Origin of the sequence: Tsukamurella pseudospumae (assembly GCF_001575195.1) — a bacterium.
In the GTDB taxonomy this organism is placed as follows: Bacteria; Actinomycetota; Actinomycetes; order Mycobacteriales; family Mycobacteriaceae; genus Tsukamurella; species Tsukamurella pseudospumae.
On sequence record NZ_LSRF01000058.1, the window covers coordinates 734,793 to 747,861 of the forward strand.

14 protein-coding genes are annotated in these 13,069 nt (G+C 70.3%); 6 read left to right on the top strand and 8 right to left on the bottom strand.

Annotated features, from left to right (window positions below):
- Nucleotides 1-10 precede the first annotated feature (10 nt).
- Complete coding sequence (locus tag AXK60_RS22040) at nt 11-997, top strand: LLM class F420-dependent oxidoreductase (RefSeq protein WP_068574515.1); 987 nt, start codon at nt 11-13, stop codon at nt 995-997.
- Here the strand turns inward: AXK60_RS22040 and AXK60_RS22045 are convergent.
- Entirely contained in the window at nt 940-2,142 is a 1,203-nt protein-coding gene (locus AXK60_RS22045; protein ID WP_068574517.1) for a pyridoxal phosphate-dependent aminotransferase, read from the bottom strand. The genes AXK60_RS22040 and AXK60_RS22045 overlap by 58 nt on opposite strands.
- A 38-nt stretch (nt 2,143-2,180) precedes the next feature.
- Between AXK60_RS22045 and AXK60_RS22050 the strand changes: the two genes are divergently transcribed.
- Nucleotides 2,181-3,491, top strand: a complete 1,311-nt coding sequence (locus AXK60_RS22050; protein ID WP_068574519.1) for a phytoene desaturase family protein — start codon at nt 2,181-2,183, stop codon at nt 3,489-3,491.
- Nucleotides 3,492-3,498: 7 nt separating this feature from the next.
- Here AXK60_RS22050 and AXK60_RS22055 read toward each other — a convergent pair whose 3' ends face one another.
- A complete protein-coding gene (locus AXK60_RS22055; RefSeq protein ID WP_068574521.1) occupies nt 3,499-4,059 on the bottom strand; it encodes a TetR/AcrR family transcriptional regulator in 561 nt (186 codons plus the stop codon).
- A 119-nt stretch (nt 4,060-4,178) separates the two neighbouring features.
- On the opposite strand from AXK60_RS22055, the gene AXK60_RS22060 reads away from it, so the two are divergent.
- Entirely contained in the window at nt 4,179-4,955 is a 777-nt protein-coding gene (locus tag AXK60_RS22060; RefSeq protein WP_068574523.1) for an SDR family oxidoreductase, read from the top strand.
- Complete coding sequence (locus AXK60_RS22065) at nt 4,948-5,346, top strand: GlcG/HbpS family heme-binding protein (protein ID WP_068574525.1); 399 nt, start codon at nt 4,948-4,950, stop codon at nt 5,344-5,346. Before AXK60_RS22060 ends, AXK60_RS22065 begins: the two co-directional genes overlap by 8 nt.
- Before the next feature lie 128 nt (nt 5,347-5,474).
- Here the strand turns inward: AXK60_RS22065 and AXK60_RS22070 are convergent, their stop codons facing one another.
- Complete coding sequence (locus AXK60_RS22070; RefSeq protein WP_139058077.1) at nt 5,475-5,849, bottom strand: hypothetical protein; 375 nt, start codon at nt 5,847-5,849, stop codon at nt 5,475-5,477.
- Between the two features lie 595 nt (nt 5,850-6,444).
- Here AXK60_RS22070 and AXK60_RS22075 point away from each other — a divergent pair.
- Nucleotides 6,445-7,437 (top strand): polysaccharide deacetylase family protein, encoded by a 993-nt coding sequence (locus AXK60_RS22075; RefSeq protein WP_342342464.1) that lies wholly within the window; start codon nt 6,445-6,447, stop codon nt 7,435-7,437.
- Nucleotide 7,438: 1 nt separating this feature from the next.
- Nucleotides 7,439-9,199, top strand: coding sequence for a helix-turn-helix domain-containing protein (locus AXK60_RS22080; protein WP_068574530.1), 1,761 nt, complete (start codon nt 7,439-7,441; stop codon nt 9,197-9,199).
- Between the two features lie 54 nt (nt 9,200-9,253).
- On the opposite strand, the gene AXK60_RS26630 is transcribed toward AXK60_RS22080, so the two are convergent.
- Genes AXK60_RS26630 through AXK60_RS22105 form a run of 5 tightly spaced genes read right to left on the bottom strand, consistent with a single transcriptional unit; the run spans nt 9,254 to nt 12,933 of the window.
- Nucleotides 9,254-9,862 carry a hypothetical protein gene (locus AXK60_RS26630; protein WP_139058078.1) on the bottom strand — a complete coding sequence of 203 codons (609 nt, stop codon included), beginning with the start codon at nt 9,860-9,862 and terminating at the stop codon, nt 9,254-9,256.
- A 55-nt stretch (nt 9,863-9,917) separates the two neighbouring features.
- The gene (locus AXK60_RS22090; protein ID WP_082778184.1) at nt 9,918-10,781 is read right to left on the bottom strand and encodes a DUF4436 family protein; all 864 of its coding nucleotides are present in this window, start codon (nt 10,779-10,781) and stop codon (nt 9,918-9,920) included.
- A 4-nt stretch (nt 10,782-10,785) separates the two neighbouring features.
- Entirely contained in the window at nt 10,786-11,766 is a 981-nt protein-coding gene (locus tag AXK60_RS22095) for an alpha/beta hydrolase family protein (protein WP_068574534.1), read from the bottom strand.
- Complete coding sequence (locus AXK60_RS22100) at nt 11,763-12,131, bottom strand: DUF4189 domain-containing protein (protein ID WP_068574536.1); 369 nt, start codon at nt 12,129-12,131, stop codon at nt 11,763-11,765. Before AXK60_RS22100 ends, AXK60_RS22095 begins: the two co-directional genes overlap by 4 nt.
- Before the next feature lie 25 nt (nt 12,132-12,156).
- A complete protein-coding gene (locus AXK60_RS22105; RefSeq protein WP_082778186.1) occupies nt 12,157-12,933 on the bottom strand; it encodes an LppX_LprAFG lipoprotein in 777 nt (258 codons plus the stop codon).
- Nucleotides 12,934-13,069 lie beyond the last annotated feature (136 nt).

Consider the following 13,069-nt stretch of genomic DNA (forward strand, 5'->3'; position numbering starts at 1 on the left):
GGGTTGAGGAGTGCGATTCGGACTCTTCCTCCCGCAAGGCTGGCGTTTCGACCTCGTCGGCATCGACCCGGCGGACCACTGGTCCGTCATGAACGGCCTCGCCCAGCGTGCCGATGCCGGCCCCTGGGACTCGGTGTGGGTGTACGACCACTTCCACACCACGCCGGTCCCGAGCCGCGAGGCGACCCACGAGGCGTGGTCGCTCATGGCGGCCCTCGCCGCCACGACGAACACCGTCAAGCTGGGCCAGATGTGCACGGCCATGAGCTATCGCAACCCCGCCTACCTGGCGAAGGTGGCGGCCACCGTCGACCTGATCTCCGGCGGCCGCACGCAGATGGGGATCGGCGGCGGCTGGTACGAGCACGAATGGCGCGCCTACGGCTACGGCTTCCCGCCGGCCGGCGAGCGCCTGGGCCGGCTCGACGAGGGCGTGCAGATCATGCGGCAGGCGTGGACCGAGGGCGTCTCCAGCCTGGACGGGAAGTACTACCAGGTCGACGGTGCCATCTGCGAGCCCCGTCCGCTCCAGGACGGGGGCATCCCGCTGTGGGTCGCCGGTGGCGGCGAGAAGAAGACGCTGCGGATCGCGGCTCAGTACGCGCAGTACACCAACTTCGACGGGACCTTCGAGGGGTTCGCGCACAAGTCGGAGGTGCTGCGGAAGCACTGCGCCGACCTGGGCCGCGACTTCGACGCCATCACGCGGTCCGCCAACTACAACATCGCGATCGGCGAAGCCGCACGCGACGTGCAGACCAGGCTCGACGAGACGCGCAACCGGCTCCTCGAGCACGCGCCGGAGGCGGCGGTCGACGCCACCATGGGCAGCTTCCTCGGCATGCCGGGGGTGGGCACGCCCGCCGAGATCGTCGCGAACCTCAAGCGTCTCGAGGCGGAGGGGATGACCTACGCCATCTGCTACTTCCCCGAGATCGCCTACGACACATCGGGACTCGAGCTGTTCGAGCGCGAGGTGATTCCCGCCTTCAGCTGACGGAGGCGATGCGCGCCCTCCGCCAGCACGTCCTCGCGCTTGGCGAACGCGAAGCGCAGGAGGTGCCCCCAGCGGGCCTGATCGTCGGCGAGCGCGCTCACCGGCACCGCGGCCACGCCGATGCGGCCGGGCAGTTCCCGGGCGAGAGCGGCGGCATCGTCGAAGCCGAGGGCCCGCGCGTCGGCCACGACGAAGTACGTGCCCTCCGACGGGTGCACCGTGAACCCCGCATCGACGAGCGAGGCGGTGAGCAGGTCGCGGCTGTCCTGCAGTGCGGGGGAGAGCTTCTCGAGCCACGAGGACTCGTTGTCGAGCGCGTGCGCGACCGCGTGCTGCAGCGGTGTGGCGCCCGTGAAGGTGAGCCACTGCTTGGCGGAGCGGCACGCGTCGGCGAGCTCGCGCGGGGCCGTGATCCAGCCGACCTTCCACCCCGTCACGTTGAAAGCCTTGGCGGCGCCCGAGATCCGGACGGTGCGTGTCCGCATGCCCACGAAGGCGGCGAGCGGGCGGTGCACCCGGCCGTCGAAGAGGAGGTACTCGTAGACCTCGTCGGTGAAGCACAGGAGGTCCCGCTCGACGCACAGGTCGGCGATCAGCTGGAGGTCCTCGTCGGACAGAACGGTGCCGGTGGGGTTGTGCGGGGAGTTGACGATGATCGCCGCGGTCCGGTCCGTGACCGCGGCCCGGAGCATCGCCGGATCGAGGCGGTAGCGGCCGCCGTCCTCGACGAGCGGCACCACGACCCTGGTCGCGCCGGCCATCGCCACCGTCGCGGCGTAGGAGTCGTAGAAGGGCTCGATGAGGATCACCTCCTGGCCCGGTTCGACCAGGCCCAGCACGGCGGCGGCGATCCCCTCGGAAGCGCCGACGGTGACCAGCACCTCGCCGTCCGGGTCGTAGTGCAGGCCGTACTCGCGCTCGACCTGCGCGGACACGGCCCGACGGAGCTCTGGCAGGCCGTCGCCCGGCGGGTACTGGTTCATCCCGCCGTCGATCGCCGCCTTCGCGGCCGCGAGCATTCCGGCCGGGCCGTCCGTGTCCGGGAACCCCTGCCCCAGGTTGACGGCGCCGGTCTCGGCGGCGAGGGCCGAGATCTCCGCGAAGATCGTCGACGTGAAGGGCTGCAGTCGTCGCACCGTGCGCATACCCGCAGCCTACTGACGCCGCTGGCTAGTGTGGAGGAATGACCTCCGCCGTCGTCGTCGGATCCGGCCCCAACGGGCTCACCGCTGCCGCCTACCTGGCCCGCGCGGGGCTCGAGGTGACGGTGCTCGAGGCCGAGGCGACACTCGGCGGGGCCTGCAGATCCGATCGGATGGGCGGCACCGTCGTCGATCGATTCTCGACGGGGCATCCCCTCGCGTACGCCTCGCCCGCGCTCCGGGACGTGGGACTCGACATAGCCTGGGGCACGGCGGAGATCGATGTGGCGCACCCGCTCTCGCCCGACCCGGCCGATGCGGTGGGAACCCTCGCGGACGTGCCGGACTGCGGCCCCGACGTGATGGCGGCCTTCTTCGCGCCGATGACCGACGTGCCGCGGCACCCCGTGCTCGCCACGCGATGGGGGCCGCGTTTCGCGCTACCGGCCGCGGTGACCGCCGCCGCGCTCGGTCGGGTCGGCGGCGCAGTCTTCGCCGGTGTCGCCGCGCACGGCATCGTGCCCCAGCATCTGCCGCTCACGAGCTCGCTCGGGTACATCCTGGCGGGCGTGCGGCCCTGGTCGGTGCCGCTGGGCGGCTCGCAGAGGATCTCCGACGGGCTGGCCGCACTGGTGCAGGCGCACGGCGGCACGATCCGCACGGGCGAGCGGGTGACCGCGCTCCCGGACGCCGACCTCGTCCTCCTCGACACGGGCGTGCCCGCGGCGCGGGAGTTGCTGGGGGAGCGCGCCCCGCGGTGGCTGCGGCGCCGTGCCCGGCAGTGGCGGTTCGGTGCGGCCGCGTTCAAGGTGGACATGGTGGTGGACGGCGGGATCCCCTGGGCGCACGAGGATCTCCGACGGTCCGCCTTCGTCCATCTGGGCGGCACGGCGCGGGAGATCGCCGCCAAGGAACTGATGGTGAACCGGGGACGAATGCCGGAGCGCCCCGTGATGATCCTCTCCCAGCAGTACCTGGCGGACCCGTCGCGCTGCGCCGGTGATCTGGTGCCCGTGTCGATGTACGTGCACTGCCCCAACGGATTCCCCGGCGACCTCACCGAGTCCGTCGTCGCCGAGGTCGAGCGGCACGCGCCGGGCGTGCGGGAGTGCATCGTCGAACTCCGGTCCGTGGGTCCGGCCGGCCTCCAGGAGGGCAACGCCAACCTCGTCGGCGGCGACATCGCCGCCGGCGCTGCGATTCCCGCGCAGCTGGTCCGCCGACCCAAGCTGGTCGATCCGTACCGGCTCACCGATCGGGTGTACCTCTGCTCCGCCGCCGCGGCCCCCGGCCCGGGCGTGCACGGGATGGTCGGGTGGCACGCGGCGAAGGCCGCGCTCCGGGCGCTGTAGTCCGCGGCTACGTCGCCGCGCCGGTGGATGGCATCGCGGCGACGGCGGCCGCTACCGCCGCGACGACGATCGATCGACGCGCGGCGCCGTCGTCGGACGGTGCGAGGGAGGTCAGCGCGGGAGAGGCGGCGAACCACGCCGTGACCAGGCCGAGTGTGAGCACGAGCGCATCGACCGCGGCGTCGCCGTAGCGGGGTCGCAGCTCGTCGACCTTCTTGCGGTAGGTGGTGCCCTCGTCGTCCGTGCTCGAAGGCCGTTCGAGGTTCGCCCACGTCGAGAGCCGGAGCGTGCTGGGTTCGGCCAGGAGGTGGTCGTACAGCCTGCCCGCGTAGCCGGGCAGGTCGCCGGCGTCGAACCGGACCGCGTCCGCCATCGTGCGGAGGGCGTCGATGACGATCAGGTCGAACAGGTCCTCCTTCGGACCGAAGTGCACGTAGATCGAGCGCTTGTTGGCCGACGCGTGCTCGGCGATGCGGTCGATACGTGCTCCGGCCAGGCCGAACTCGGCGAACTCCCGGCGCGCTGCGTCGAGGATCCGCCGCTTCGTCTCCGTGGCGTCGGGTGGCACAGGAGGAGAGTACCGCCCTCCGAGTATGTAGGTAACTAACTAGTTATTGACAAACGTTCGGCGATCTTGCATCCTCGAAGGCGTCGCTCGCGGAGTGCGGGCGGAACGAAGGAGAGACGATGCCGAAGAAGATTCTGATCACCGGGGCCAGTTCGGGTTTCGGTGCCGGCGCGGCCCTTGAGCTGGCGCGTCAGGGGCACGAGGTGGTCGCCGCTGCGGAGACCTGGCCGCAGGTCCGGAGCCTCCGCGCCGCCGCGACGGACGCGGGCGTGCGGCTGGAGGTGATCAAGCTGAACCTGACCGACGAGATCGATATCAAGCACGCATCGTCGTTCGATCCGGACGTGTTGGTGCTCAACGCCGGCGTGATGGAGGGTGGCTCGATGGTCGATGTGCCGCTCGCGCGCGTCCGGGAGTCGTTCGAGATCAACGTCTTCGGCCACCTCGCCCTGGTGCAGGCGATCGTGCCGAAGATGGTCGCGCGGAAGTCGGGCAAGGTGGTGTGGACGTCCTCGATGGGCGGCATCCTGGTCGTGCCCTTCGTCGGCGCTTATTGCGCGACGAAGCACGCCATCGAGGCGATCGCGGGCTCGATGAAGGCGGAGCTCGCGCCGTACGGCGTGCAGGTCGCAACGGTCAACCCCGGCGTCTTCGGGACCGGCTTCAACGACACCGGCGCGGAGAGCTACGTGCAGTGGTACGACGCCGATTCCGCGGTCGTGCCGATGCCCGACATGGGCGACAGCCTCGCGGATCAGGCCGACCCGCAGGAGATGATCGACGCCATGGTCGAGATCATCCCCGCCGACGAGCACCTGTACCGCACCATGCGGCCGGTGGCGACCATCGATGCCGCGAAGCAGTGGCAGGAGACGGAGTGGACCCAGAATGCCTGACATCACTCTCGCGTACGCCCAGGAGCTCATCGCCGCAGCCGACCGTGCCGCCCGGGAGGCCGGCGTCAAGGCCGTCTTCGCGGTGCTCGACAAGGGCGCGAACCTCGTGGCCTTCGCCCGCACCGACGGGGCCTGGCTCGCGTCCAACGAGCTCGCCGTCGCCAAGGCCCGGACCTCGGTGATGTTCGAGGCGCCGACGGCCGGGCTCGCCGCACCGATCCAGATCGGGCAGCCCGCATTGCATTTCGATCACATCCACGCCGGTGGCCTGCTTCTGGTGGGTGGCGGTGTGCCGATCGTCGACGACGACGGCCGACTGATCGGCGGTCTGGGCGTTTCGGGCGGCGCCCCCGAGCAGGACGCCGCCATCGCGGAGGCCGCGATCGCCTGAGTCGTCGTCGACAGGGCGCGGATGGCGTCGAGGGATCGGCCCGCTCGGTGGAGGCGATGAGCGCCTGGTCGAGGGTGACCGCCTCGAAACGTCGTGACGATCCTGTCGTACACGGTCCACCCCCGTGGTCAGCGCGGCTTCGACGGAGTCGGGGCGACGGTGCCGGTTCCGTACGGATCGTCGCCGGCGCCGTGGTTCGGGTTGGTGCAGATCGTGCCCTCGCCGGGGCCTCCGGTGCAGGGGACGTCGTACTCGCTGCCCGGTCCGGTGGGTTTCGTGGGCTTCGGGATCGTGGTCGGGGCCTGGCGCGTCGGTTGGACGGTGACCGTCTTCGTCGGATGCACGGTCTGCGCCGGCGGATCCTGTTGGGCGGTAGTGGTGTTGGTGGCCGTCGTGGAGGTCGCCGACGGCGGGGTCTGAGCCCCGTCGTTCGAGCAGGCCGCCGCGGCGGCGAGCAGTGCGGCGAAGCCGGTGGCGGCCACGAAAGACCTGGTGTGGATCATGAGTGTCTTCTCCGTTCTGGGGTGTTCCCGGTCTGGGTGGACGCCGCCCAGGGTAACCGTCCAGCAACTCCATCGGAGGGCGGTAGAAACACCCGCCGGACCTCGCTCTGTCCGCGCGTGCTCTCGGTGGCCGCATCGAGTCCGTCGTCGCCGAGGTCGGGTGGTACGCCCAGGCCCCGGCTGTGCGGCGTTGTCGGCCGGCATGCGGCGAAGGCGGCACCCCGGGCACAGTAGGACGTGAATAGCATAGCCTTGCAAAGAAATTTACGATCGCACACGGGGTGGTGGGAATCGACACCGCAGTTCGACCGCAGTGGTGGATCAGGACGATGCGCCGACCTGGATACGGGCATAGGCTGCCGATCCGGAGGGATGGGGGGAGGACTTCGTCCCACGGTGATCAGTATGTGTAGGAGTCGTGGTGAAGCTGGGGCGCGGGCGTGTCCCGGGGGTGCTCGCGGTCCTGTGTGCGCTCCTGATCTCGGCGTCCGGGTGCGTGGTACCGGGAACTGCCGTCCCGGAGGTCCCGCCTTCGGTGCCCGGGACTGCCGGCGCCTCTGGCGCGGAGTCGATCCGCCGGGCGACGAATCTCCCGATGCGTCGCCTCGGTCCGGGGGAACGTCCGCCGCAGTTCGTCCTGTTCTCGTTCGACGGCGTCGGGGTCAGTCCCAACTGGGACCTGTTCCTGCGCACCGCGGACCGCACCGGCGCGCGGTTCACCGCGCTGATGACGGGTCTGTACTTCCTGACCGACGACGCCCGCCGAATCTACAGTGGTCCGGGGCACCGCCCCGGCGAGGCGGCGATCGGCTTCGGGGGCACGAAAGCGGAAGTGCAACAGCAGATCCAGTATCTCAATCGCACCTGGTACGCGGGGCATGAGCTCGGCACCCATTACGTGGGCCACTTCTGCCGCGGCGATCGCTATCCCGGAGAACGGTGGTCGAGCGCAGACTGGAACCGCGAACTGGATCAGTTCTTCGCCCTGATGCAGAACTGGCGCCGGAACACCGGTGTCGTGGGCGGAGAGGATCTGGCGTTCGATCGCAGCGTGGTGAAGGGCGGCCGCACCCAGTGCCTCGAGGGATCTCCCGAGCGACTCTTCCCGGCCCTACGGTCGCACGCGATGACGTGGGACTCGTCGCAGCCCTCGCGGGTGAAGGGCCTGGCGTGGCCTCAGAAGACCAACGGAATATGGGAGTTCGCGGTCCCGTACGCCTACTCTCCGCCGCTGAAGCGCGCGCAGACGGCCCTCGACTACAACTTCTGGTACACCGTCAACGGCGCGAAGAACGTTCCGGGCGACACGAACCGCCTGCGCCGTATCGTCCGTGAGACGTATAGGTACATGTACGACCGGGCCTACTCCGGCAATCGTGCGCCGCTGGTGATCGCGAACCACTTCAACAGCTGGAACGGCAACGCGTTCAATCCGGCGACGGCCGACTTCATGGCGGAGGTCTGCGGCCGCGCGCAGACCCTCTGCGTCACGCATGCGGACCTCGTCGCATGGCTCGAGTACCAGGACCCGGCGATCCTTCGTGCCCTGGCATCGGCGCCGCTGTCCGCAGTGGACGGGACACGCTGAGATGACGAGACACGACGGCGGTGGCGGGCGGCGGATCGCCGAGTTGCGGTCGGTGGTCGACGGTGTGTGGGAGGTGAGTGCCGCCCACGGTGTGGAGGACGCGTGTCGCGCCTTGGTCAAGGCTGCGTCACGCGCCGTGCCGAGCGCCGAGATCGTCTTCGTCTCGCTGGCGGGGACTGAGACGGGGGACCTGACCATCGTCTCGTCGACCGGCCTCGTCTCGCCCGAGTTCCGGTTCGGCCGGGGCCCGTACCGAAACGGACTGTGGGGGCGAGCGGCCGAACACATGCTCCCGGTGCGCACAGGGGACTACTTCGCCGACCGGTCCTTCGAGCACGACGAGATGCTGGACAGGGCGTGCCGGGCGGACGGCGTCGTCTCCGCGATCTGCGCCCCGATCGTCGTCGACGACAAGGCGATCGGTGCCGTCTACACGAACGGCCGCGCCGTCGACATGTTCGACGAGAGTGATGTCACTCGGCTCGCCGAGGTGACCCGTGCCGCAGCTCCGGTACTTGGGCTCGTCGTCGCGTACGGCGAACTCGAGGCCGCGATGTCGCGGACGATGGCCTCCCGCAACGTGCTCGCCCGGTCGGTGGCGGCGCACGACACGCTGCTCGCGCGGATTCTGGACGGTGCCGGGGCGGCCGAGGTCGTCGACGCGATCGTCGAATCGTGCGACGGTGCGATCGGGGCCCTCGGTGTCGACGCCGCAGACCAGGCGATCGCGACGGCTCCGGAGTCGGCGGAGCTGGATCCCCTGCGGGACCGGTGGATCCTGAGCGGGATCGTCGAGCTCCGCCGGAGCAAAGAGGCGGCCGTCGTCGAGCGCGGCGAGGGAGCGGCCCTGTTCGTGCCTGCACTCGCCGGCGAGCGGTACGTCGGCGCCGTCGTGGTCGTCTTCGGCCGCCCGATCGACGACGCGGAGGCCCACGCCGTCCAGCGCCTGGTGTCGCTGTACGCGCTCGTGCTCGCTCGCCGGATCGACTCGGAGGACGTTCCGGGCGCTGGGCTCGACCGCTATCACGTGCGCAGCCTGTTGAGCACTCGAGGTCGCGTGAGCGACGACTTGCGAGCCCGGGTCACGAGGGCCGGCTTCGATCTCGACCTGTCCCGGGTCGTCGTGGTCGCCGCCCTCGCGCGCAACACCGACCCGGACGAGGTGGCGGTACTGTTGCACCGGGCGCTCGCGAGCGACACCGTTGCCATACTCGATCGACGGATCGTGGTCGTCACCGTCGGCGATCCGAAGGAGCGGGCGCTGGTCGTCCTCCGCGAGATCCGGCGCCTGACCGGGGCGGAGCCGTTGGTGTGCTCCTCGGCGGCGGACGACGTGCCTTTCGGCGGGCTTGCGGAAGCCCGTCACGGCGCGGACGAGGCTCTCGGGCTCCTGCTCTCGCTGGGTCGGAGTCGTGGCGCGTTCGACGTCGACGACTTCCCCGCGCATCTCCCGCTGCTGCGCTCCGTCACCGTCGACTCCGTGGTGCGGTTCCTCGACGACACCATCGGGCCGGTCATCGAGCACGACCGTCACAGTTCCTCGGAGCTGGTGCGCACGATGCAGGTGCTGGTCGCGGAGAACATGAACATCGCCGCCACCGCGCGAGCGCTGGAACTGCACCCCAATACCGTCATCAAGCGACTGCACCGGGTGAGCGACCTGCTGGGCCCGCACTGGCAGGCCGGCTCCGATTCGCTTGCGATCCGGATCGCCCTGAACCTGCACGCGCTCGCGCACGGTCCGGGCCTCGAGGAGTACTGAGCCGTCGCAGACGCCCGTGCCCGCGCCGACGGTTCGGCACGGGCACGGTCGGGGTCAGCTGATCTGGCAGACCCAGCCGCCCTGCTCGTCCGAGACGTACACGCCGGAGACACCCATGCCCGTGGTGCACGGCTGGCCGGACTTGTCGCCGCCGCTGCTGGCGGGAGTCGTCGCCGTACCGTTCTCCGTCGGGTTGTCGCCGGCGCCGCGGTTCGGGTTGGTGCAGATCGAGCCCTGGTCGGCGCTGCCGTCGCACGGCGGCTCGTAGGTCCCGTTCTCCTCGGGGTTGTCGCCGGCGCCGCGATTCGGGTTGGTGCAGATCGAGCCCTGGTCGGGGCCGGTGCAATCGGGCTCGGTGTTCCCGCCGCCGTTGTTGCCGTTGCCGTTGCCCTGTGGCGGCGCGGTCACAGTCTTGGTCGGCCCGGGGCGCTGGGTGACGGTCTTCGTCGGGGCGGTGTTCCCGCCGCCTCGGTTCCCACCGTTGCCGGTCGCGGGCTTGCCCGCTGCGGGTGTCTGGTGGTGGGTTGTGGACACGGACACGGAGCTCGACGGTGCCTTCGCCGAGCTCGTCGACGACGTGGGCTCGGAGCCTCCGGAGCATCCCGCTGTGACGAGAACGAGTGTTGCAATGCTCGCGAGTACCGCGGTGGTGTGCTTTCGCATGGATGTGTTCCTTTCGTGTTTCATGACGTCGGTGAGCGTGGTCTTTCCCGGCCTATCACCCGCTCTCCGTCCGAGCGGCGCGCCGCTCGATCGCGTATCCGCCGAGAACCGCGGAGATGAGGGACAGCGCCACGATCGCCAGGGCCGGGAAGAACGCGACGAAGTCGATGAACGACCCGGTCGGTGGCGCGGGATCGCCGGGCAGCTGGTGCCGCAGGGGAGGGAGGGCGAAGAGCATCCCGGCGAGCATCGAGCAGGCGGGGAACAGGAGGCCGCGGTGGATGGCGAGCACGTAGTAGGCGGCCGTCAGCGCGGCGCCCGCGAGACCGAACATCAGGAGCATCACGAAGCCCGCGAAGGCGATCGACGGTGCGGTGCGTGCGGCGGTGAGGTCCACGTCGAGCGCGCCGCCGTCGTTGGTCTGGGCGACCGGCTTGACGGCGAACGATCCGACCGAGTCGACGACGATGACTGTGGCCGGGATGGGACGGCCGTCGGCGCTGAGCGGCGTGACGGAGAAGCTCATCCGGTACCGGTCGAAGGGGTAGTCGACGGCGGTGCCGGTCACCGCGATCCGGCGTTCCTCCACCGAGGGCATGCGGCCGGCCGAGGCGGCGATCGGGTCGGTGCGGTAGGTCGACAGTTCCACCGATGCGGGCCGCAGGAAGCGGCCCTTGCCGTCCGTGAGGGTGCCGATCGGTTCGACGAGGATGTCGGCGATGGCCGTGCTGGACGAGGTGTCGATGCGTTTGAGGACGACGGTGACCCGGACCGCGTCGACCCCGTTGAGCTCGGACTCATCGGGGCCGGCGGCCAGTCCCGCGTACCCGTAGGTGCGATCGACCAGGAACAGCGCGCTGGTGAAGACGCCGAGCAGCAGGAGTGCCACGGCGGTGAGGACGCCCCGGCGTGCCCTCACCGTGTCATGCCCCGGCGCCGACGGGCACCGCCCGCGGCCCGTGCTCGGCGACGGTCGCGATCGCGCTCTCGATCATCGGCCACCACGGCTTGCTGACGTCGACGACCTCGGCGTGCCCCGTCTGGGGGATCTCGATGAGCGCGGTGCTCCCGCCCTTTTGGCGCAGGGTCTCGACGTACTCGGCTGCCTCACGGGGTGGGACGACGGTGTCGTCCGTCCCGGTGATCGCGACGACGGGCACGCGTGGATCCATGCGCTCGAGGGGATCCACTAGTAGGTACCGGTCGGGGTACTGTTCGGGTGTCCCGCCCATCACGCGCAGGACGTGGTCGTTCTTGGTGAGCGACAGACGCATGTCGAGGACACCCGCGAGTGAGACGACCGCATGCGGGCGGACCACGGGACCGGCTCCGGGCGCACCGTCGGGCAGAGTCGCGCGCCCCGCGGTCCATGCGGCGAGCTGCCCACCGGCGGAGTGGCCGACCACGGTGACTCGGCTCAGGTCGATCTCGGGGACCGAGGACTTCAGCTTCGCCAGGTGGTCCACACCGGCTGCGAGATCGGTGAAGGTGGTGGGCCAGCCGCCGCCGTCACCGACCCGGCGGTAGTTCAGGCTCCAGACGACGAATCCGCGGTCGGCCAGCCGCTGCGCGGCGGGGCGGACGTACTCCGCGGTCGCTCCCTTGAGCCAGCCGCCGCCGTGGATGAGCACGATGGTCGGGGTCGGGGTCGTGTCATCCGCGCCCCGCGCCGGGCGGAACAGGAAGCCGCTCAGGGTGTCCCCACTCACGCCCGCCACCGACAGGTACTGATGCGTCGTCATTGTGGTGGTGGGAGCCTCTGCGGAACGCTTCCTAGAGGTGTCACCCCAGACCGCGACGACGGTGGCGGCGAGCACGATCAGTGTGATCACGGCGATCGCCGTCCATCGCTCCGGTCCGATGCCGGAACGACGGGATGACGTCCGCCCGGTGTCGCTGGTCATCCGTGCCCATCCGTGCAGACCCAAGCCTGGATCGCGCCGCCGCCGTTGAGCCGCAGAGCCGATTCCTGCGCCGCACCAAGGGTCGGGCCGTGCCCGCCGTGCCACTGCTCGTCGCTCCAGGCGACGGCGCCGCATCCGTCGTTGAAGACGACGAGGACGTCGCAACCGCGACGCCCGCCGCAATAGGCCTTCGCATCGGCCTCGGCGGCAGCGGCGGAGTGGTGGTTCGTAGTGGGCCACGCCGTCCCGTCGTCGTCGACGGCGATCGCGCCCCACAGGGACTCGGCCTGGGCGATCGCCGGGGCCGAGAGGGTCGCTCCGACGGCCGCCACGACCACGGCAAGAGTGAGGATTCGGTGCTTCATGAGGATGTCCTTGCGGTAGCTGAAATCACTTCGCCGGCTTGGCGGTCGCGCCGGGCGGAGGCGACGTGGGCCCGGAGGGCACTGCGCGGGTCGTGGGTGCGGCGATGTCGGGCCGGACACCCCAGCCGGACAGGTCGACCCGCACCTCGGTGTTGGTCCGCGGTGCCCCGGAGATCCGGATGACGTGGTGGGGCGCGGACTTCTGAATCCAGATTGTCGTCGGCGCGGGCGCGGAGTCGCGGCCGTACGCGGCTCGGATCCCGGCGAGTTCCGCGAGGTCGGAGGCCTTGGCCGTGCCGGTCACGCGCGTGGTCGCCGTCCCGTCGATCTGCTCGTCGCCCGCGATCGCGGCGCTCCCGAGGTGCTCGAGGATGTCGGGGATGCCGTCCTTCGGGTCGAACAGGGCGCCGACGTCGTAGAACGCGGTTCCCGCCCGATGCGCCACGAAGCCCTTGCCGCCGATGTCGGCGTACATGGTGTCGTCGACGAGGACGAACTGCGCGTCGGCGTCGCCGTTCGCGCGGACGACGGCGGTTCCCTTCGCGCTGGTCTTCGGCCGGACGACCAGATCGCCGCGGGCCGAGATCACCTGCTGCCTCTCGAGTGACCCGGACGTGGTGAGTACGAAGTGCACGGACTCGACGGCCCTCGCGGTTGAGAGGGCGGACTGCACGAGCGCGGTGACATCGGTGGTGGCGGACCCGGCCGGGGTGCCGTCGGCCTCGCCCGCGGTGCAGGCGGTGAAGCCCAGGGTCGCCGCAGCGACGGTTGCGATGATCGCCAACCGGGAAAGGGGGGGCATGATGCTCCGCTCGTCGACGTTGCGTGGGGAAATCGCCTTATGCTAACCGCATTTCGATACCTGTCCGCAAACGCGAGAGATAATGTGAGCCTGCAAAACTGAATGGTATGAGAGGTGTACACCGCAAGCTGGTGCA